Genomic DNA, 20830 nt, shown 5'->3' with positions numbered 1-20830 from the left:
TATGAAAAAATATCAACGCATGCACCTGATTTTTATCAGACAATACATCAAGCAAATCATGGAATATAAGGTGGATTTTGTGGTTGGTGTGCTGGGAGTTTTTCTGACTCAAGGCTTGAACCTCTTGTTTCTCAATGTCATCTTTCAACACATTCCTTCGCTGGAAGGTTGGACTTTTCAAGAGATTGCCTTTATCTATGGCTTTTCCTTAATTCCCAAGGGACTGGACCATCTCTTTTTTGACAATCTCTGGGCACTGGGGCAACGATTGGTACGAAAGGGAGAGTTTGACAAATACCTGACTCGTCCTATCAATCCTCTCTTTCACATCCTAGTTGAGACCTTTCAGATTGATGCCTTGGGCGAACTTTTGGTTGGTGGAATCCTTCTGGCGACAACGGTCACCAGTATTAGCTGGACCTTTCCTAAATTCTTGATTTTCCTAGTTTGTATTCCTTTTGCGACCTTGATTTATACTTCTTTGAAAATCGCGACTGCCAGCATCGCTTTTTGGACCAAGCAGTCAGGTGCTATGATTTACATTTTCTATATGTTTAATGATTTTGCCAAGTACCCGATTTCCATTTACAATTCCCTTCTTCGTTGGTTGATTAGCTTTATCATCCCCTTTGCCTTTACAGCCTACTATCCTGCTAGCTATTTCTTGCAGGAAAAGGATGTCTTCTTTAATATCGGTGGTTTGATTCTGATTTCCCTTGTTTTCTTTGTCATTTCTTTGAAACTATGGGACAAGGGCTTAGATGCCTACGAAAGTGCGGGTTCGTAAGAGGAAGAAACTCAAAGCCTTGTCTCAGGACAGGCTTTTTTAATCGTGATGAAAATTCCTTGACATCTATTCTCAGAGTGCTATACTAAAAGGGTAATCGCCGATTTAGCTCAGTTGGTAGAGCAACGCACTCGTAACGCGTAGGTCACAGGTTCAAGCCCTGCAATCGGCATTTTGGGAAATGTAAAGAAAAGCAAAGAATATTTAAAGTGTTAGTTTAAAGGCAATCATCACAAGTTAGCTTTTTAAAATAGGTTAGTATTTTTGGAATCTTTGACCAAAGTGTGACCAAAATTTGACCAAAAAGTCAATGAATATAGAATAAAGTGGATCAGGAAACTGGTCTATTTTATTTTGTAGTTATTGAACAAAAGTGGTCTATTTTAGGTTGACAAAAATACGCATAATGTGTATAATAATAAGTGTAAGGAGGTAACGATAATATATGCCACTTACAGGTAAAGAAATGGTGAAACTAGCTCTTGAGAATGGATGGGTTGAAGTTCGTCAAAGGGGAAGTCATCATCATTTTAAGAAAGAGGGTTTTTCTTATCTTGTCACGATTCCAGTTCATGGAAATGAAGATTTAGGAAGAGGTTTGGAAAGAAAGATTCTCAAAGATTTAGGATTGTAAGTCTTACATTCCTAAGTCTTTTCACATTGGAGGTAGTAGAATGTTAAAAACGTATCCAGCTATTTTTCATAAAGAAGGAACAGGATATTGGGTAGAATTTCCAGAATTTGGTGGAGGCACAGAAGGCAAAAATATTGAGGAAGCAATGAAAAATGCTCGTGAAATGCTTGAAAATGTTTTAGCTTCTTATATCGATGAAGGGATGGCGCTGCCTACTGCAAGTGATATTTTAAAGATTGAAGTTTCAGATGGTTTTGTGTCAATGATTCAAGTTGATCCTGCACCTTTTGTGAGAAGTAATAAGGCGATTAGGAAGAATGTGACCGTTCCTGAATGGCTAGTTCGTCTTGCTGATCGAGAAAAGATTAACTACTCGGAAGTTTTGGCACAAGCATTAGAGAAGAAGTTGCAAGTTTAAATTTAAAGTCTGTGTTTATTAGGGAATAAATTTGTTATGCATTGGTAAAAGTAATATAATAGATATACAAAATAAATTAAGGGGAATGCCATGTCACAAATTGCTGTTAGGGTAGATGATGAATTAAAAAAGAAGCAACTGCCCTTTTTAATGAGTTAGGCTTGGATATGACAACTGCTATGAAGTTGTTTTTGAAGCAAAGTGTGTTGACGAGAAGTATTCCGTTTGAGTTAAAACTTGATTCAGATTATGAAATTGAGTTAGAAGATGGTGATTATATTCGTACAAGAAATATAGATGAATATAATGAAGTTACTCAGAAGGCTTTTAAAGAGAGTATTAGTAAATATAAAAATGAGGGGATAACAAAAAGCCCTGCAATCGGCAGAATGAAGAAGTCCATTAGGGCTTCTTTTCTTTTGTTACGAATATTCAACCACTTAGACAGAGATATTGACCAGATAGGTAAAAAGGCTTGTTCTTGAAAAAATCCTCTGCTATAATGATTTTTGTAGGGGGCGTGAAGGGTTGGTGTCAGACAACTCAAGTTCCTAAAAAAGAAAATGGAGACAAAAAATGAAAAAATTATTGGGAATTATATTTTTAGTAACAGCAGCGGTAGTATTGTATTTTGGCTATGTTGGATGGCCAAGTTTGGATGTCAACCTCTGGTCGCTCATTCCGGTAGGATTGTTCCTCTATTTCACACTAGAAAACTTTTTGAAAAAAGATTATAAGGCTAGTCTCATGTGCTTGATTATTGCCTTTATCATTGCAAATGCTATTTTGGACCTTTTGCCAATTTCAAGTGGTTTGGTGATTGGTGCAGGAGTGCTAGCTTGTGTAGGACTTGGCTACCTCTTTCCTGATAAGGATAAAAAAGAAGATAAATAGAAAAGTCTCGAGGTTTCTCGAGACTTTGTTTTTATTTACCAGCGTAGTATTTTTGGATGCCTTTCACAATACCTGCGACTAGTCTATCTTGGTATTGATCATCACGAATACGTTGATTTTCAGTGAAATTATCCATATAACCGAGTTCTAGGAGGACGGCTGGTTTGGCAGTTTCGCGTAGAACGGCAAAACTGCTTTCCAATAAGCCAGCATCCTTGGCTCCTGTTTCTGCAAGGAGAGAGGAGTGGATAGCAGCAGCGAGGCGCTTGCTTTCACTCATACGATCAGGGTGATTGTGCCAGTATTTATTAATCTTACTTGGATAATCAGGTTCATCGCTATAGGAGTAGGTTTGAATACCGCTCGCTTTTGAGTGAATGTTTCCAGTAGCATTGAAATGGATACTGATAAAGATATCAGAGTTGGTTTTATTTACCATTCTTGAACGCTCAGTCTTAAAATCAACGTCAATATCACTATCGCGAGAAGTGAGAACCTTGTAACCTAGTTCTTCTAACTTAGCACGAAGTTTACGGTAAATCTGCATGTTGAGATCTTTTTCAGCGACATTGTAATAAAAGGCACCGGAATCCCGACCGCCATGTCCAGGATCTAGGAAGATAGTTTTACTGTATTGGCCTTTTACAAATCCACCTTCTGTTGAGACTTCAGAAATCCATTGGCCGTATTTTTGGAACAAGTGTTCCTTTCCATCTATCTTGTAGGTTCCTGAAACATAATGTCCATTATCATCTAGGTAGTAGCGTGCTTTGTCAGAGTTATCGTAAATCCACTCATTCTTGGCCATATAGCCACCAGACTTGAGATAGTAGGCTCCAATCCATTCACGAGCCGCGTAGGTTCCATTCGCTTTTAGATAGAACCAACTGTTGTAGGCCTTATCAAAGATCCACTCTTTTTCAGCCATGGCTCCACTAGATTTGAGGTAGTAGCTTCCTTTCCATTTATTGGAAAGCATGACTCCATTCTGTTCAAAAGCATACCAAGTTCCCTTGATTTTCTCCCATTTGTCTTGGCTATATTTCCCATATTCATTAGCGTAATACCAATTTTGATCAATCTTCACCCAAGAGTTTTCCGCCATAGCCCCGCTACTGCCGAGCAAGTAAGCACCAACGGTCGTTTTGCTGAGCATCACGCCGTTTTTGTCAAAATAATACCAGGAACCGTTTACTTTTTCCCATTTGTCTTGCGAGATTCTGCCAGATGGTGTGACATAATACCAATTTTGGTCAACCTTCACCCAGCCATTCTCCGCCATAGCCCCGCTTTTAGTAAGGAGATAACCATCAACGATTGTCTGACTGAGCATGATACCATCTTTGTCAAAGTAGTACCAAAATCCTCCGATTTTTTCCCATTTTTGCTGGATGATTTTTCCAGACTCATTGGCGTAGTACCATTTCCCTTCAAGATACACCCAACTATTTTCTACCATGACCCCATCTTTATTGAGAACATAGCCATCAAAGATAGTATCACTAAGTCGATTTCCCTCTTGGTCAAAATAATACCACTTATCTTGAATTTTTTTCCATTTGAGGACGGGCTGATTGTTTTCATAGAAACGCCACTGCTTATTTTCTTCCTGCCATCCTTCTTTTTTAGGGGCTTCTTCTTTTGTCCAGTCTTTTGGAAGTGTTGCAACCTCCTCCTCAGTTTTAGTTGAAAGATCTTTCTTATCTTCCTTAGAGTTGCTTTGTTCGGTGGTAGCAGGAGGATTGGCATTACTTTCCTCTGCGTAGATAGGTGCTTGTGCCAATCCTGCCATTGAAAGGACAACAGCACTTGCCAATATAAACTTTTTCAACGATATTCTCCAATCATTATTTTCTAAGAAATATTATAAAATATGTCTGATGGTTTATCAATTATCAAACTGAACTTCTTCTAGTAGATACTCGATAAAGCGTTCGCCCATTTTAGACAGGCTGGTTTTTTCATGCTGGATATAGACCAGCTCAATGGGATCGTCTATGTCCAGTGGAATGGAAACGATATTGTCTCCGTTAAGGTTGCTGTTCAAAATCCCTGTTGCAATGGTGTAACCATCCAAACCAATCAAGAGGTTAAAGAGGGTGGCACGGTCACTGACCACGATAGATTTTTTATGGTATTCCTGCGAGAGAATCTCTTCAGAGAAGTAGAAGGAGTTGTGAGTCCCTTGGTCATAGCTGAGGTAAGGGAAGTTCTCCAAGTCTTCTAGTTTAACCTTATCTTTCTTTGCCAGAGGGTTGGTCTTGCTGACAAAGATATGTGGTTGCGCTGTAAAGAGATGGTGGGCCAAGAGGTGGTTGTCATCCAGCATTTTCGTTAAAACATCACGGTTATAACTGTTCAAAAAGAGGACACCAACTTCACTACGGAAGTTCTTGACATCGTCGATAATCTCCCAAGTCCGAGTTTCACGAAGGAAAAGCTCGTATTTTTCCATATCACTTTTCTTAAGTAGCGATACAAAGGCATTGACCACAAAGGCATAGTGTTGAGACGAAACGCTAAAGAGTTCGCGGTGGGCAACAGGGTTTTTATAGCGTTCCTCCAGAAGCTGGGTTTGCTCGACAACTTGACGGGCATAGGAGAGAAACTCCATCCCATCACGGGTCAAGGTAATGCCCTTTGGATTGCGAATAAAGATTTCAATACCCATTTCATTTTCCAAGTCTCGAACGGCATTAGAGAGACTTGGTTGGGTAATGAAGAGTTGCTTGGCTGCTTCATTCATAGAGCCAGTTTCGACGATTTTGATAATATAGTGTAATTGTTGAATTCTCATGCTTTTATTGTACCACACTTGCGGAAGAATGAGCAAAGAAGATGAAGGGAAGAGAGGAAAGCCCCAAACTGGTATTGAAAAAAAGTCTAAAATCTGTTAGAATGAAAGCTATGAAAACATTCTATGATGTGCAGCAATTTCTCAAACAGTTTGGCATTATTGTCTATGTGGGGAAGCGCTTGTATGATATTGAACTGATGAAGCTCGAACTCTCTCGGATCTATGATGCAGGTCTGATGGACAAGCTAGACTATCTAGAGGCGGAAGCTGTTCTTCGTAGAGAGCACAAGATAGAATTAGACTACATAGAGAAAAATGGAGATAAGAACTTATGACAATTTGGATTGTTTGGGGAATCGTTCTGGCGATGGCGGCATGGATGGGGTATAACTACCTTCGTATTCGTCGTGCGGCTAAGATTGTAGACAATGCAGAATTTGAAGCCCTGATTCGGAAAGGGCAGTTGATTGATGTTCGTGATGCAGCAGAATTTCACAGAAAACATATCCTCGGTGCCCGCAATATTCCTTCAAGCCAATTGAAGTCAAGTCTAGCGGCCCTTCGTAAGGATAAACCTGTCCTTCTCTACGAGAACCAACGTGGACAACGAGTGACCAATGCAGCACTCTATCTGAAAAAGCAAGGCTTCTCTGAGATTTATATCCTTTCTTATGGCTTGGATTCTTGGAATGGTAAGGTCAAGACTAGCTAATGTTCTATTAAAAACTGTCGAATGATAGATAAAGCTAGCATTTTAAGGTATCATCATTTATATTAAACATAAGGAGACTTTATATATGAATTCACAACAAAAGAAAAAACACTCACTTGTTTTAGGTATCCTATCTATTGTGCTCGGTTTGTTATCTCCAATTGTAGGTCTGGTTTTGGGGATCGTAGGATTGGTCTTGGCTATTTCATATCAAAAAGAGTCACAATTAGACTATAAAACAGAAAAAATTCTGAATATCATAGGACTTGTGGTTTCTGTACTTAATTGGATTCTAGCCGTCGCAATATTTTTTAGATAAGTAAAAACAAAAAAAGCTTTAAACATAAAGCTTTTTTGTTTTATCCACTTTTCTCTAAGTGTTTTTTAATCATCTCTAATTCTTCTAGATTCAAGGGACGGTATTGCCCTTCTGATAGCTCTGAATTTAATGTAAAATCGCCGAACTGGACTCTTTTTAAGGCAGTCACCTTGACACCAACTGAGAGGAACATTTTCTTGACTTGATGAAACTTGCCCTCAGAGATGGTGATGGAGGCTCGGCTCACTGATGGGCTTGAGAACAGAATTTCTAGTTTGGCAGGTTTGCAGACGGTGCCATCTAAAAAGACAATCCCATCTGTGAACTTTTGGATATGGTCTGGTGTGAGCAGTCCATTGACTTCAACTTGGTAAGTTTTATCCACATGATATTGAGGATGGAGGAGTTGAAAGCCAAGAGGTCCATTGTCTGTCAAAAGGAGCAGTCCTGTCGTATCGCGGTCTAATCTGCCGACAGCATAGAGCTGGTCAGACTGGATGTCAGGTGGGAGTAGGTTCATGACGGTTGGAAGTTTCTTATCCTTGCTAGCTGTAACGACTCCGTTTGGCTTATGAAGCATGAGGTAGATGTGCTCATATCCTTGGATTTGCCTTCCTTGAAAAACTAATTTCTGCAATCCAGTGTCGACATTTTGAGCGAGGGAGCGAGCTGGACTATCGTCGACTAGAATTTCTTTTTTTAATAGAGCCTGTTTCATAGCCTTGCGACTGATCTTTTCTTGGGCTAATAATCTATCTAAACGCATACCAGCCTATCTTATCATAAGTCTCTGACTTTGAAAAGAGTTGCCTTGCCTAGAAAAGCAGAGTGAAAACATTTACACTTAGCTGAACTGTGATTTTTGGATAAGACTGTGGTATAATTGTTCAGTTAGAAATAAAAATTTAAATATTAGAGGAAATCATGACAAAATTAAGAGAAGATATCCGTAACATTGCGATTATCGCCCACGTTGACCACGGTAAAACAACCCTCGTTGACGAATTATTGAAACAATCTGAAACTCTTGACGCTCGTACTGAGTTGGCAGAGCGTGCGATGGACTCAAACGATATCGAGAAAGAGCGTGGAATTACCATCCTTGCCAAGAATACTGCTGTAGCATACAATGGCACACGCATCAATATCATGGATACACCAGGACACGCGGACTTCGGTGGAGAAGTTGAGCGTATCATGAAAATGGTTGACGGTGTTGTCTTGGTCGTAGATGCCTACGAAGGAACCATGCCACAAACTCGTTTCGTATTGAAAAAAGCTTTGGAACAAGACCTTGTCCCAATCGTGGTTGTTAACAAAATCGACAAACCATCAGCTCGTCCAGCAGAAGTAGTGGACGAAGTCTTGGAACTCTTCATTGAGCTTGGTGCAGACGATGACCAGCTTGATTTCCCAGTTGTTTATGCTTCAGCGATTAACGGAACTTCTTCCTTGTCAGATGATCCTGCTGATCAAGAAAAAACAATGGCACCAATCTTTGATACCATCATCGACCATATCCCAGCTCCAGTAGACAACTCAGATGAGCCTTTGCAGTTCCAAGTGTCTCTTTTGGACTATAATGACTTCGTTGGTCGTATCGGTATTGGTCGTGTCTTCCGCGGTAGTGTGAAAGTTGGAGACCAAGTTACCCTTTCTAAACTAGACGGCACAACCAAAAACTTCCGTGTTACAAAACTCTTCGGTTTCTTTGGTTTGGAACGTCGTGAAATCCAAGAAGCCAAAGCTGGTGACTTGATTGCCGTTTCTGGTATGGAAGACATCTTTGTCGGTGAAACCATTACTCCGACAGATGCCATTGAACCACTTCCAATCCTTCACATCGATGAGCCAACGCTTCAAATGACTTTCTTGGTAAACAACTCACCATTTGCAGGTCGTGAAGGGAAATGGGTAACTTCTCGTAAGGTGGAAGAACGCTTGCAAGCAGAATTGCAAACAGACGTTTCCCTTCGTGTTGACCCAACTGACTCACCAGATAAATGGACTGTTTCAGGACGTGGAGAATTGCACTTGTCTATCTTGATCGAAACCATGCGTCGTGAGGGTTATGAACTTCAAGTATCTCGTCCAGAGGTTATTGTAAAAGAAATCGACGGTGTCAAATGTGAGCCATTTGAGCGCGTGCAAATCGATACCCCAGAAGAATACCAAGGATCTGTTATCCAAAGCCTTTCTGAACGTAAGGGTGAAATGTTGGATATGATTTCAACTGGTAATGGTCAAACTCGTTTGGTCTTCCTTGTTCCAGCGCGTGGTTTGATTGGGTACTCAACTGAGTTCTTGTCAATGACTCGTGGTTACGGTATCATGAACCATACCTTCGACCAATACTTGCCATTGATTCCAGGGGAAATTGGTGGACGTCACCGTGGTGCCCTTGTTTCCATCGATGCTGGTAAGGCTACAACTTACTCAATTATGTCTATCGAAGAGCGCGGAACCATCTTTGTCAACCCAGGTACTGAAGTTTACGAAGGAATGATCATCGGTGAAAACTCTCGTGAAAATGACTTGACAGTTAACATCACTAAGGCTAAACAAATGACCAACGTTCGTTCTGCTACCAAGGACCAAACAGCTGTAATCAAGACTCCTCGTATCTTGACGCTTGAAGAGTCTCTTGAGTTCTTGAACGATGACGAGTACATGGAAGTAACGCCTGAATCTATCCGTTTGCGTAAGCAAATCCTTAACAAGGCAGAACGTGAGAAAGCCAACAAAAAGAAAAAATCAGCTGAGTAACAGCTAGAAAGAGATAAAGATGGTCTATTTAATCATAGGGATACTCTTATTACTACTCTATGTATTTGCGACACCCCAAAGTATCAAAGGAACAGTCAACATCGTTATCTTGGTCTTTGTGGTTGTTGCACTCTTGATTTTGTTGATGTTGTCCATCTTGCAGATCTTCCAATTACCGACAGAATTCTTTGTCACAATCGCCATGCTGGCCCTAGCCTACTTTAGCTTGAGAGACATTACGCTCATGCCTGTAAAAAAGGCTAAAAGAAGATGATAGAAGAGGCTGGGCAATGGCTCAGTTTGAGGAGAAAAATTAGTAAATTTTTCCCTGACAAAACGCATAATATCAAGGTTTTTGAATGCCTGATATTATGCGTTTTTATGATTTTAAAAACTTTTTGAACAACCTATTAGAAAGTGGATACTCTTACAATTATTTTGGAAATAATGTAGCTTCTGATTTAATATATATCTTCTTAGGACAGCTATTGTTTCAACGTTTTTAGGAGTAGCTTTGTTTTAGACATAAAGAAAAAGATTGGAGAAAATCGTTCAAAATGAACTTTTTCTTCAATCTGGAGGTTCACACCTCTTTTTTCTTTTTTCTTCTTTCTTATTTCTTTTTCCGATTTAATACGGCATTGAGGACAATGGCAAGCAGGCTAGCTACGACAATTCCATTTGAGAAGAACATTTGGAAGGCTGTTGGCATGCTGACAAAGAGATTACTATTGTTGAGTCCGACACCTGCAGCGATGGATACAGCTGCGATAAGGAAGTTGTGTTCATTGTTAGCAAAGTCAACGCGAGCGAGGATTTGCATTCCTTGAAGGGAAACAAAACCAAACATCACCAGCATGGCACCTCCAAGGACAGGGCTTGGAATGATTTGGGCAAGGGCGCCAAACTTAGGTAGGAGTCCAAGGAGGACTAGGAAACCAGCTGCATAATAGATTGGCAGACGGGTCTTGATACCTGACAATTTGACCAAGCCAACGTTTTGTGAAAATCCTGTGTAAGGGAAGGTGTTAAAGATTCCTCCGAGAAGTACGGCTAAACCTTCTGCGCGGTAACCGTTGCGAAGGCGCGTGCTGTCGATTGGATCCTTTGTGATATCAGACAAGGCCAGGTAAACACCAGTTGACTCAACCATAGACACCGTTGCGATGATACACATCATGACAATAGAGGAGATTTCAAAGGTTGGCATCCCAAAGTAGAGAGGAGTTGGGACATGAACAAGTGGTGCTGCCGCAACAGGCGAGAAGTCCACCAATCCCATGGTAGCAGCGATGGCAGTTCCGACAACCAAGCCAATCAAAATAGAGATGGACTTGATAAATCCTTTGGTAAAGATATTAATCAAGAGGATAATCAAAACAGTGATAGCTGCAAGCAAGAGGCTTTTCCCAGTTGGCTCTGGGACATTATTTCCCATATTTCCGATAGCGACAGGAATCAAGGTCAATCCAATCGTGGTAATAACAGATCCTGTTACGATAGAGGGGAAGAGATTGGCTACTTTTGAGAAAATGCCTGAAATCAGAACCACATAAATCCCTGAAACGATAAGGGCGCCAAACATAGCACCGCTACCGTGGCTTTGACCAATCATAATCAAGGGAGCAACCGACTGGAAGGCCACTCCGAGAACAACTGGTAGCCCAACACCAAAGTATTTGTTGAGTTGGAGTTGGAGGAAGGTGGCCACCCCACACATGAAGATATCTGTTGAAATCAGGTAGGTCAACTGCTCAGCTGAATAGCCAAGAGCTGTCGCAATCATAATAGGGACTAGGATAGAGCCTGAGTACATTGCGAGAAGGTGCTGAAGTCCTAGAACCGCGGCTTGCGAGTGTTTTTCTTGTTGTTGCATTAGAGATCTGCCTCCTTAAATACGACCTGACCATTTTCAAAACGTTTCAAACGAGCGAGTGATAGGACTGGATAGCCAGCTTTCTCGAGCAAATCACGACCGTCCTGGAAGGATTTTTCAATCACGATACCGATAGCTTCGACTTTTGCTCCGGCCTGTTCGATGATTTGGATCAATCCTTTGGCAGCTTGTCCATTGGCTAGGAAATCATCGATAATCAAGACTTTGTCCTCAGGTGAGAGGAATTTTCCAGCGATGGAAACAGTGCTGGTCACCTGCTTGGTAAAGGAGTAGACTTCGGCAGTTAAGATGCCTTCGTTCATGGTGATGTTTTTAGCTTTCTTTGCGAAAATCATGGGAACATCTAAGGCTTCAGCTGTAAAAACAGCTGGGGCAATGCCAGAAGCCTCAATCGTTACAACTTTGGTAATGCCAGCAGTTGCGAATTTGTCCGCAAAAACCTTACCAATCTCCCGCATCAAACGATAGTCAACTTGGTGGGTTAAAAAGGAATCCACCTTGAGGATGTTGTCACCCAAGATATGCCCATCCTCAAGGATGCGCTCTTCTAATAATTTCATAAGACCTCCTAAAGTCTAAAAGTCAAATTACTTGTTGTTTAAATGTTTCTATAGTGATCCCGTTTGCTAGTGCTATATATTTGATAAAATGATAAAACTAGTACGAGCGAAGCGAGTTTTATCAAATATTTCCCGCCGTAGTGGTATCATAGACAATAATCTTGTTATTGTCTATGACGGGATTTTTGAGACTTTTGGCTCAAAAATTAGGGATGAAATTCCGAAGGAAGTTGCTCCCGTCCGCACTAATTAAGGGAAATATTAAAAATATTTAGTTTACACTTAAAGGCGTGCTTTAATAAAAATATTTAAAAGGACCTACCTAATCCCCTAAGTAAGTCCCCAAAATAGGCATGGCCAAAACCATACCTTCAGCTGACATACTCATTGTTAGGTGTTCCGGCACCTTGTAGAAACGTCGTGCCAATTCACGACATAAACAAGTAAAATGGTACTATAATAAAACGTCCAAGCGTTAATGTTATTATTTTACACTAAATAACTTTAGAAATCAAATATTTTGTTGGCGTTTAGATGAAAAAAGCGAACAAACAGAAACCTACAAGACGATACAGTATTGTAGGTTTCGAATATTCTATTCGCTAAATCTTAAAAAATAACCATCAGGATCCAAAATCGCAAATTCATGAGGGTAAATAAAGCTATCTCCCACTCGAAATTCTCTTTTGGTCAGCGGACGATGGATAGGATAGTCAGCTTCCAGCAGTTTTTGGTGGAGCTGAGGGACATCTTCAATGCCAAAGGAAATATTGACACCGCGCCCGAAAGGATAGGTTAGTTGGGCTAATTCTTCTGTGCTGCCTTCTTCTAGCATAAGTTGGCAGTCTTCAAGCGAGAGGAAGAGAAATTTCTCCTCTGGACGCTCGTATTCGACAGAAAATCCCAGCAAGTCGCAGTAGAAGTGGCGTGACTTTTCGAGGTCAGATACTACAAATTCAGGAATGATAGCTTGATAGTCCATTAGCTTTCTCCTTAGAGCTCAATCTCCATGACAATGGGTGTGTGGTCTTGGCGCGCACCCGAGTCAATCATGTCAGACTTGGTCACCTTATCAACCAAGCGGTTGCTAGTGAGCCAGTAGTCGATTCTCCAGCCTGTATTGTTGATTTTAGAAGTCTTGCTGCGTTGTGCCCACCAAGTGTAGCGCTCTGGGATATCGCCGTGAAGATGGCGGAAGGTGTCAGTAAATCCAGTTGCCAAAAGGTTGGTAAATCCAGCACGCTCCTCGTCTGTAAAACCAGGTGAACGGCGATTGCTGGCAGGATTTGCAAGGTCGATTTCCTTGTGAGCCACGTTGTAGTCACCGGTCGCAAGGACTGGTTTTTCTTTGTCTAGTTGCGCCAAATACTCAGCGTATTTGACATCCCAGACTTGACGCTCTTCCAAGCGTTTGAGACCATCGCCAGCGTTTGGTGTGTATACTTGGGTTACGAAAAATGTATCAAATTCCAAGGTGATGATGCGGCCTTCCAAGTCCATGGTAGAAGGAGCACCGATTTCTGGGAAGCTAATCGCTGGTGTGAGTTCTTTCTTATAGAGGAACATAGTTCCAGCGTAGCCTTTGCGAGCAGGTTCTTGAGAGGAACGCCAAGTATTTTCATAACCTGGGAAGAGTTCTTCTAAAATTTCCAAGTGTTTCTTTGTAGGCCCTTTTGCAGAAAGCTTGGTTTCCTGGATAGCGATAATATCAGCATTTTCGGCTACCAAGGTTTGTAGGACCTCTTGGGACAATTTTGCACGAGCTGAGTCGCTCGTTAGGGCTGCATTGAGGGAATCGATATTCCATGATATGAGTTTCATAAACTTACCTTTTTCATTCAGATTACAGACTATATTATACCAAAAAAAGGTCCATTTCCCCAACGTATGGCTTGAAAAATCACTCTCTTTCGTTTATAATTAAGAATGATTTTATGAAAGGGAGTGAAAATAAATGAAATTTTACTCATATGACTATGTCCTCAGCCAAATTGGTCAGCAAAATGGCATCATGATTGGCTTTGGGATTGTGCTCCTAGCTATCACAGGATTTTTTGCTTTTAAAGCCTATCGAGATAAAAAGGGGACTAAGTTTCGGGAATTGGTCATGATTTTGGCCTTGACCTTGGTAGCCATGCTTTTGGTAACAATCTCAAAATACCAGACCAATCAAGCCTCTAACAACCAATTTCAAACTTCCCTTCATTTCATAGAGGTTGTTTCCAAAGACTTGGGAGTGGATAAATCAGAAGTTTATGTCAATACTTCTGCAGCCACTGATGGAGCACTTATCAAGGTAGGTTCAAATTTCTATCGTGCCATGAACGGGAGCCAACCAGACAAGTATCTTTTAGAGAAATTAGAATTGCATCAAACAGACGCTATTGAATTGGTGGAGGTAAACAAATGACACTCAATTATATGGAAATTTTAATCAAACTGGCCTTGGGTCTTTTCTCTCTTGTTTTTGTTATTAATGTGACAGGAAAGGGGAATCTAGCACCTAACTCTGCTACAGACCAAATTCAGAACTATGTTCTTGGTGGTATCATCGGTGGGGTGATTTACAATAGTTCAATCAGCATTCTGCAGTACGCAGTGATTTTGATGATGTGGACGATTTTGGTCTTGACCCTCAAGTGGCTCAATAACAATGTTCGTTTTGTCAAACGCTTGATTGATGGAAAACCAACTCTCCTTATCAAAAATGGGCAGATTGACCCAGAAGCCTGTCGTTCAGTTGGTTTGTCTGCAGCAGAAGTTGCTCTCAAACTTCGTAGCCAAGGAATTTTCCAGATGAAACAGGTCAAACGAGCTGTGCATGAGCAAAATGGCCAACTCATCGTGGTCCAAATGGGAGATGAAAATCCTAAGTATCCAGTTGTGACTGACGGTGTGATCCAAGTCGATGTTTTGGAATATATTGACCGTAGCGAAGAATGGCTGCTTGATAACCTCAGCAAACAAGGGTATGACAATGTTGCCAATATTTTTATCGCTGAGTATGACAAGGGTGTCGTCTCAGTCGTAACTTATGAATAAGAAAAACCTGGGGTCTTGTACTCTTCAAAAATCAAATTCAAACTGCGTCAACGTCGCCTTGCCGTATGTAGGTTACTGACTTCGTCAGTTCTATCTACAACCTCAAAGCAGTGCTTTGAGCAGCCTGCGGCTAGTTTCCTAGTTTGCTCTTTGATTTTCATTGAGTCTTGGCCTCAGGTTTCCATTTGCAATCAGAAAGGGATTTTATGTCCATTATTCAAAAACTTTGGTGGTTTTTCAAGTTAGAAAAACGCCGTTATCTAGTCGGGATTGTGGCCTTGGTCTTGGTTTCCGTCCTCAATCTTATTCCCCCCATGGTTATGGGGCGGGTGATTGATGCCATTACGTCGGGGCAACTAACCCAACAGAACCTCCTTCTTAATCTATTTTATCTACTGCTGGCAGCCTTTGGGATGTACTATCTGCGCTATGTTTGGCGCATGTATATCCTTGGAACTTCCTACCGTTTGGGGCAGATTATGCGGTCTCGCTTGTTTGAGCATTTTACCAAGATGTCGCCAGCCTTTTATCAAGCATATCGGACAGGGGACCTGATGGCACACGCCACCAATGATATCAATGCCTTAACCCGTTTAGCAGGTGGAGGAGTCATGTCAGCAGTGGATGCCTCTATCACGGCACTGGTGACTTTGCTGACCATGCTCTTTAGCATTTCTTGGCAGATGACTCTGGTTGCCATTCTTCCCTTGCCTTTTATGGCTTATGCGACCAGTCGTTTAGGGAGAAAGACCCACAAGGTCTTTGGCGAGTCACAAGCTGCCTTTTCCGAACTCAATAACAAGGTGCAGGAGTCTGTATCAGGTAGCAAGGTGACCAAGTCTTTCGGTTATCAGGCGGATGAGTTGAAGTCCTTTCAAGCGGTCAATGAATTGACCTTCCAAAAGAATCTCCAAACCATGAAATACGACAGTCTCTTTGACCCCATGGTTCTCTTGTTTGTTGGTTCGTCCTATGTTTTAACTCTCTTGGTCGGTTCTTTGATGGTTCAGAAAGGGCAAATCACGGTTGGGAATCTGGTCACCTTTATTAGCTACTTGGATATGCTAGTTTGGCCTCTTATGGCTATCGGTTTCCTCTTTAATATTACTCAGCGAGGGAAGGTTTCTTACCAACGGATTGAGGATCTTTTATCTCAGGAATCACCTGTAAAAGACCCTGAGTTTCCTCTGGATAGTATTGAAAATGGACGTTTGGAGTACGCCATTGACAGCTTTGCCTTTGAAAATGAGGAGACACTGACGGATGTTCACTTTAGTCTGGAAAAAGGGCAAACCCTAGGCTTAGTCGGGCAGACAGGCTCTGGGAAAACGTCCTTGATTAAACTTCTCTTGCGAGAATACGATGTGGATAAGGGAGCTATTTATCTAAACGGTCATGATATTCGGGACTATCGTCTGACAGACCTTCGCAGTCTCATGGGCTATGTCCCTCAGGATCAGTTTCTCTTTGCGACCTCTATCTTAGACAATATCCGCTTCGGTAATCCTAACTTCCCCCTTTCAGCAGTTGAGGAAGCGACCAAGCTAGCACAAGTTTACCAAGATATTGTGGACATGCCTCAGGGCTTTGATACGTTGATCGGTGAAAAGGGAGTCAGTCTTTCAGGTGGTCAAAAGCAACGTCTGGCTATGAGTCGGGCGATGATTCTAGACCCTGATATCTTGATTTTAGATGATTCCCTGTCCGCCGTGGATGCCAAAACTGAGTATGCGATCATCGACAATCTTAAGGAGACGAGGAAGGATAAGACAACCATTATTACAGCCCATCGTCTCAGTGCGGTTGTCCATGCAGATTTGATTTTAGTCCTGCAAAATGGCCAAATCATTGAACGGGGCACGCACGATGACTTGCTAGCTCTGGATGGCTGGTATGCCCAAACCTACCAGTCTCAGCAATTGGAAATGAAAGGAGAAGAAGATGCAGAATAAGAAAGAACAATGGGCTGTATTGAAGCGCTTGATGTCCTATCTCAAGCCCTATGGCCTCCTGACCTTTTTGGCACTCAGTTTTCTCCTTGCGACGACGGTCATTAAAAGTGTCATTCCCCTTGTGGCTTCCCACTTTATCGACCAGTACCTCAGCAATCTTAATCAACTGGCCGTGACCGTTTTGCTGGTCTACTATGGTCTTTATCTCCTGCAAACTCTAGTTCAGTATGTTGGAAATCTTCTCTTTGCGCGGGTGTCCTACAGTATTGTCAGAGATATTCGTCGGGATGCCTTTGCCAATATGGAAAAACTGGGCATGTCTTATTTTGACAAGACGCCAGCAGGATCCATCGTTTCTCGTTTGACCAATGATACCGAGACCATCAGTGATATGTTTTCAGGGATTTTATCCAGCTTTATCTCAGCAGTTTTTATCTTTCTGACAACTCTGTATACCATGTTGGTGCTGGATTTTCGTTTGACAGCTTTAGTTTTGCTATTTCTTCCCTTGATTTTCCTTTTGGTCAATCTCTATCGGAAAAAATCAGTGAAAATCATCGAAAAAACCAGAAGTCTCTTGTCGGATATCAATAGTAAGCTGGCAGAGAATATCGAGGGAATCAGGATTATCCAGGCCTTTAACCAAGAGAAGCGCCTGCAAGCAGAATTTGATGAAATCAACCAAGAACACTTGGTCTATGCCAACCGATCTGTAGCCTTGGATGCCCTCTTTTTGAGACCTGCCATGAGTTTGCTGAAACTCCTAGGCTACGCCGTTTTGATGGCCTACTTTGGTTACCGTGGTCTTTCTATAGGGATAACGGCCGGAACTATGTATGCCTTTATCCAGTACATCAACCGTCTCTTTGATCCCTTAATTGAGGTGACGCAAAACTTTTCAACCCTTCAAACTTCCATGGTGTCTGCAGGTCGTGTCTTTGCCTTGATTGACGAGAAGACCTATGAGCCTCTTCAAGAAAATGGACAAGCCAAAGTCCAAGAGGGTAATATCCGTTTTGAACATGTGTGTTTCTCATATGATGGCAAACACCAGATCCTAGATGATATTTCCTTTTCGGTTAAGAAGGGAGAAACCATTGCCTTTGTAGGACATACAGGTTCCGGGAAATCTTCGATTATCAATGTTCTCATGCGTTTTTATGAATTTCAGTCAGGCCGCGTTCTCTTGGATGGGGTGGATATTAGGGACTACAGTCAGGAAGAGCTGAGAAAGAACATTGGTCTGGTCTTACAGGATCCCTTCCTCTATCATGGAACCATCAAGTCCAATATCGCCATGTATCAAGATCTTAGTGATGAAGAGGTCCAGGATGCAGCTGCCTTTGTCGATGCAGATTCCTTTATTCATGACCTTCCTCTGGGTTATGATGCACCTGTGTCTGAGCGTGGTTCGAGCTTTTCTACTGGCCAGCGCCAGCTTCTTGCCTTTGCCAGAACAGTCGCCAGTCAACCTAAAATCCTGATTTTGGATGAAGCGACAGCCAATATTGACTCGGAGACAGAAAGTCTGGTTCAAGCTTCTCTGGCTAAAATGAGACAGGGACGGACAACCATTGCCATCGCTCATCGCCTTTCCACCATCCAAGACGCCAACTGTATCTATGTCTTGGATAAGGGGCGCATCATCGAGAGTGGAACCCATGAGGAACTCTTGGCCTTGGAAGGAACCTATCACAAGATGTATCGTTTGCAGGCAGGTGCCATGTCCTAATAAGAAATCCTCCAAATCACAGCTTTCTTGCACCGCCTTTTCTATTTTGTGGTATAATGAAAAATGTTGACAAATAGTATACTAAAAACAAAGGAGAAACAGCATGCTGAAATGGGAAGACTTGCCCGTGGAAATGCAATCAAGCGAGGTTGAGTCTTACTACCAGCTTGTCTCTAAAAGGAAGGGTTCGCTGATTTTCAAGCGTTGCCTGGATTGGGTTCTGGCCTTGGTTTTACTGATTTTGACTTCCCCAATCTTTCTCATCTTGAGCATTTGGATCAAGTTGGATAGCAAGGGACCTGTCATTTACAAGCAAGAGCGCGTGACCCAGTACAACCGTCCGTTCAAGATTTGGAAGTTCCGTACTATGGTGACGGATGCGGATAAAAAAGGAAGTATGGTGACTTCAGCTAATGATAGTCGCATTACCAAGGTTGGAAATTTCATTCGCCGTGTGCGCTTGGACGAACTACCTCAGCTGGTTAATGTCCTGAAAGGCGAGATGTCCTTTGTAGGCACAAGACCTGAGGTGCCACGTTACACCGAGCAATATAGCCCTGAAATGATGGCAACCTTGCTCTTACCCGCAGGGATTACCTCTCCAGCAAGTATCAACTACAAGGATGAGGACACTATTATCAGTCAAATGACCGAAAAAGGCTTGTCAGTTGACCAAGCCTATGTCGAACATGTCCTCCCTGAAAAGATGCGCTATAATCTCGCTTATCTCCGAGAATTTAGTTTTCTTGGAGATATCAAAATCATGTTTCAAACCGTGTTTGAAGTACTAAAATAAAGTAGTCATAAGAAAATGAGTACAGATAAAAGGAGCAAATCAATGCCAAATTACAATATTCCATTTTCACCACCCGATATTACCGAAGCTGAAATTGCTGAAGTAGCGGACACCCTCCGTTCTGGTTGGATCACGACAGGTCCTAAGACAAAAGAACTAGAACGCCACTTGTCTCAATACACACAGACACCTAAGACTGTCTGCCTTAACTCTGCGACAGCAGCTCTTGAATTGATTTTGCGTGTTTTGGAAGTGGGTCCTGGTGACGAAGTTATCGTTCCAGCCATGACCTATACAGCTTCATGTAGTGTTATCACTCACGTAGGAGCAACCCCTGTCATGGTGGATATTCAAGCAGATACGTTTGAGATGGACTATGACTTGCTTGAGAAAGCCATTACTGAAAAGACTAAGGTGATCATCCCAGTAGAACTTGCAGGGATTGTTTGCGACTACGACCGTTTGTTCCAAGTCGTGGAGAAAAAACGTGACTTGTTTGTAGCGTCTAGCAAGTGGCAAAAGGTCTTTAACCGTATTGTGATTGTCTCTGATAGTGCCCATGCTTTGGGATCTACTTATAAAGGACAACCAGCTGGTTCTATCGCTGACTTTACTTCCTTCTCATTCCATGCAGTTAAGAACTTTACAACGGCTGAAGGTGGAAGTGCGACTTGGAAAGCCAATCTAGCGATTGACGATGAAGAAATGTACAAGGAATTCCAAATCCTTTCCCTTCATGGTCAAACTAAAGATGCCCTTGCCAAGATGCAACTGGGATCATGGGAGTATGACATCGTAACCCCTGCCTACAAGTGCAACATGACAGATATCATGGCTTCCCTTGGTTTGGTACAATTGGATCGTTACCCTGGTTTACTGCAACGTCGTAAGGAAATCGTAGACCGTTATGATCGTGGTTTTGCTGGTTCTCGCATCCATCCATTGGCACATAAGACGGATACTGTCGAATCAAGTCGCCACCTCTACATCACACATGTTGAAGGAGCAAGCTTAGAAGAACGCAATCTCATCATCCAAGAATTAGCTAAAGCAGGAATTGCAAGTAATGTTCACTACAAACCACTTCCTCTGTTGACAGCCTATAAGAATCTTGGTTTTGATATGGCAGATTATCCAAGAGCCTATGCCTTCTTTGAAAATGAAATTACGCTCCCTCTTCATACAAAATTAAGCGATGAAGAAGTAGACTATATCGTTAAGACTTTGGTGAGAATTTCCGAAGAAATCCTTGGTTCTGGAAAAAATTCATAAAAAAATCTTGACAAAGATAGAACAATAACATATAATATTCTCAATAAATCAGAAAAGTAGTTATTTTTGATCTTCAGGGAGCCTGTGGTGATTGTGAACAGGCGGTTGGAAGTAGTGAAAGTGGGCTGATTTAAAAAATGAATTTGAAACAATGAAAATTCGGTGCGCACACCTTACAGTGCAACTTGTTGTTAGACAAGGTAGAGATATAAAGGGAAATTCCCTTTATAATTGAGGTGGCACCGCGTTACC

General features: G+C 41.8%; 22 protein-coding genes, 1 tRNA gene, 1 pseudogene, 1 riboswitch and 1 other annotated feature (1 of these 26 cut by a window edge). Of the genes and pseudogenes, 17 read left to right on the top strand and 7 right to left on the bottom strand.

Annotation, left to right across the window (positions count from 1 at the left end):
- Position 1 precedes the first annotated feature (1 nt).
- From B7708_RS01640 to B7708_RS01615, 6 genes and pseudogenes are all read left to right on the top strand, one after another.
- Positions 2–787 (top strand): ABC transporter permease, encoded by a 786-nt coding sequence (locus B7708_RS01640; RefSeq protein ID WP_084973275.1) that lies wholly within the window; start codon positions 2–4, stop codon positions 785–787.
- A 99-nt stretch (positions 788–886) separates the two neighbouring features.
- Positions 887–959: transfer RNA gene (locus tag B7708_RS01635), tRNA-Thr, on the top strand.
- 273 nt (positions 960–1232) lie between these two features.
- Positions 1233–1421, top strand: coding sequence for a type II toxin-antitoxin system HicA family toxin (locus B7708_RS01630; protein WP_001131504.1), 189 nt, complete (start codon positions 1233–1235; stop codon positions 1419–1421).
- A gap of 40 nt (positions 1422–1461) precedes the next feature.
- Complete coding sequence (locus B7708_RS01625; protein ID WP_084973273.1) at positions 1462–1839, top strand: type II toxin-antitoxin system HicB family antitoxin; 378 nt, start codon at positions 1462–1464, stop codon at positions 1837–1839.
- A 90-nt stretch (positions 1840–1929) separates the two neighbouring features.
- Positions 1930–2082 (top strand): annotated as a pseudogene (locus B7708_RS10185) (type II toxin-antitoxin system RelB/DinJ family antitoxin); the annotation flags it as partial.
- 333 nt (positions 2083–2415) lie between these two features.
- A complete protein-coding gene (locus B7708_RS01615) occupies positions 2416–2733 on the top strand; it encodes a hypothetical protein (RefSeq protein WP_084973271.1) in 318 nt (105 codons plus the stop codon).
- A 31-nt stretch (positions 2734–2764) separates the two neighbouring features.
- On the opposite strand, the gene B7708_RS01610 is transcribed toward B7708_RS01615, so the two are convergent.
- Both B7708_RS01610 and B7708_RS01605 read right to left on the bottom strand, forming a co-directional pair.
- Entirely contained in the window at positions 2765–4564 is a 1800-nt protein-coding gene (locus B7708_RS01610; protein WP_084973269.1) for an N-acetylmuramoyl-L-alanine amidase, read from the bottom strand.
- A gap of 57 nt (positions 4565–4621) precedes the next feature.
- On the bottom strand, positions 4622–5530 hold the full coding sequence (locus B7708_RS01605) for a LysR family transcriptional regulator (protein ID WP_001222590.1): 909 nt from the start codon (positions 5528–5530) through the stop codon (positions 4622–4624).
- A 101-nt stretch (positions 5531–5631) separates the two neighbouring features.
- Here B7708_RS01605 and B7708_RS01600 point away from each other — a divergent pair, with 101 nt between their 5' ends.
- The 3 genes from B7708_RS01600 (at position 5632) to B7708_RS01590 (ending at position 6561) form a co-directional block, all read left to right on the top strand.
- Positions 5632–5865 carry a YqgQ family protein gene (locus tag B7708_RS01600; protein ID WP_002874361.1) on the top strand — a complete coding sequence of 78 codons (234 nt, stop codon included), beginning with the start codon at positions 5632–5634 and terminating at the stop codon, positions 5863–5865.
- Positions 5862–6242: a rhodanese-like domain-containing protein gene (locus B7708_RS01595; RefSeq protein ID WP_000158119.1), complete on the top strand. Its 381-nt coding sequence runs from the start codon at positions 5862–5864 to the stop codon at positions 6240–6242. Before B7708_RS01600 ends, B7708_RS01595 begins: the two co-directional genes overlap by 4 nt.
- Before the next feature lie 85 nt (positions 6243–6327).
- The gene (locus B7708_RS01590; protein WP_084973267.1) at positions 6328–6561 is read left to right on the top strand and encodes a hypothetical protein; all 234 of its coding nucleotides are present in this window, start codon (positions 6328–6330) and stop codon (positions 6559–6561) included.
- Between the two features lie 40 nt (positions 6562–6601).
- On the opposite strand, the gene B7708_RS01585 is transcribed toward B7708_RS01590, so the two are convergent.
- Positions 6602–7327, bottom strand: a complete 726-nt coding sequence (locus tag B7708_RS01585; protein WP_084973265.1) for a pseudouridine synthase — start codon at positions 7325–7327, stop codon at positions 6602–6604.
- Positions 7328–7485: 158 nt separating this feature from the next.
- Here B7708_RS01585 and typA point away from each other — a divergent pair, with 158 nt between their 5' ends.
- Together typA and B7708_RS01575 are read left to right on the top strand one after the other, a co-directional pair.
- Entirely contained in the window at positions 7486–9327 is a 1842-nt protein-coding gene (typA, locus tag B7708_RS01580) for a translational GTPase TypA (protein WP_000164116.1), read from the top strand.
- A gap of 19 nt (positions 9328–9346) precedes the next feature.
- A complete protein-coding gene (locus B7708_RS01575) occupies positions 9347–9601 on the top strand; it encodes a DUF3165 family protein (protein WP_084973263.1) in 255 nt (84 codons plus the stop codon).
- Between the two features lie 339 nt (positions 9602–9940).
- On the opposite strand, the gene B7708_RS01570 is transcribed toward B7708_RS01575, so the two are convergent.
- The 4 genes from B7708_RS01570 to B7708_RS01555 form a co-directional block, all read right to left on the bottom strand.
- On the bottom strand, positions 9941–11203 hold the full coding sequence (locus tag B7708_RS01570) for a nucleobase:cation symporter-2 family protein (protein ID WP_084973261.1): 1263 nt from the start codon (positions 11201–11203) through the stop codon (positions 9941–9943).
- Complete coding sequence (locus B7708_RS01565; RefSeq protein WP_084973260.1) at positions 11203–11784, bottom strand: xanthine phosphoribosyltransferase; 582 nt, start codon at positions 11782–11784, stop codon at positions 11203–11205. The genes B7708_RS01570 and B7708_RS01565 overlap by 1 nt, the downstream gene beginning before the upstream one ends.
- Positions 11785–12151: 367 nt before the next feature.
- Positions 12152–12247: riboswitch (purine riboswitch) on the bottom strand.
- 132 nt (positions 12248–12379) lie between these two features.
- Positions 12380–12766 (bottom strand): bleomycin resistance protein, encoded by a 387-nt coding sequence (locus B7708_RS01560; RefSeq protein ID WP_084973258.1) that lies wholly within the window; start codon positions 12764–12766, stop codon positions 12380–12382.
- A gap of 11 nt (positions 12767–12777) precedes the next feature.
- A complete protein-coding gene (locus B7708_RS01555; protein WP_084973256.1) occupies positions 12778–13605 on the bottom strand; it encodes an exodeoxyribonuclease III in 828 nt (275 codons plus the stop codon).
- 133 nt (positions 13606–13738) lie between these two features.
- Between B7708_RS01555 and B7708_RS01550 the strand changes: the two genes are divergently transcribed.
- The 6 genes from B7708_RS01550 to B7708_RS01525 all read left to right on the top strand — a co-directional run bounded on the left by B7708_RS01550 (position 13739) and on the right by B7708_RS01525 (position 20578).
- The gene (locus B7708_RS01550) at positions 13739–14194 is read left to right on the top strand and encodes a DUF3290 family protein (RefSeq protein ID WP_033606256.1); all 456 of its coding nucleotides are present in this window, start codon (positions 13739–13741) and stop codon (positions 14192–14194) included.
- Positions 14191–14826 (top strand): DUF421 domain-containing protein, encoded by a 636-nt coding sequence (locus B7708_RS01545; protein WP_084939887.1) that lies wholly within the window; start codon positions 14191–14193, stop codon positions 14824–14826. Before B7708_RS01550 ends, B7708_RS01545 begins: the two co-directional genes overlap by 4 nt.
- 206 nt (positions 14827–15032) lie before the next feature.
- Positions 15033–16778 (top strand): ABC transporter ATP-binding protein, encoded by a 1746-nt coding sequence (locus B7708_RS01540; protein WP_084973254.1) that lies wholly within the window; start codon positions 15033–15035, stop codon positions 16776–16778.
- Positions 16768–18510, top strand: a complete 1743-nt coding sequence (locus B7708_RS01535; RefSeq protein ID WP_084973252.1) for an ABC transporter ATP-binding protein — start codon at positions 16768–16770, stop codon at positions 18508–18510. Before B7708_RS01540 ends, B7708_RS01535 begins: the two co-directional genes overlap by 11 nt.
- Before the next feature lie 103 nt (positions 18511–18613).
- Positions 18614–19306: a sugar transferase gene (locus B7708_RS01530; RefSeq protein WP_084973250.1), complete on the top strand. Its 693-nt coding sequence runs from the start codon at positions 18614–18616 to the stop codon at positions 19304–19306.
- Positions 19307–19348: 42 nt separating this feature from the next.
- The gene (locus tag B7708_RS01525; RefSeq protein WP_084973249.1) at positions 19349–20578 is read left to right on the top strand and encodes a DegT/DnrJ/EryC1/StrS family aminotransferase; all 1230 of its coding nucleotides are present in this window, start codon (positions 19349–19351) and stop codon (positions 20576–20578) included.
- Positions 20579–20612: 34 nt separating this feature from the next.
- Positions 20613–20830, top strand: a binding site (T-box leader) (it continues 12 nt past the right edge of the window).

It is taken from the genome of Streptococcus oralis subsp. dentisani (assembly GCF_002096615.1).
GTDB classification, from domain to species: domain Bacteria; phylum Bacillota; class Bacilli; order Lactobacillales; family Streptococcaceae; genus Streptococcus; species Streptococcus oralis_U.
This window is presented reverse-complemented; position numbering and strand designations above follow the sequence as displayed.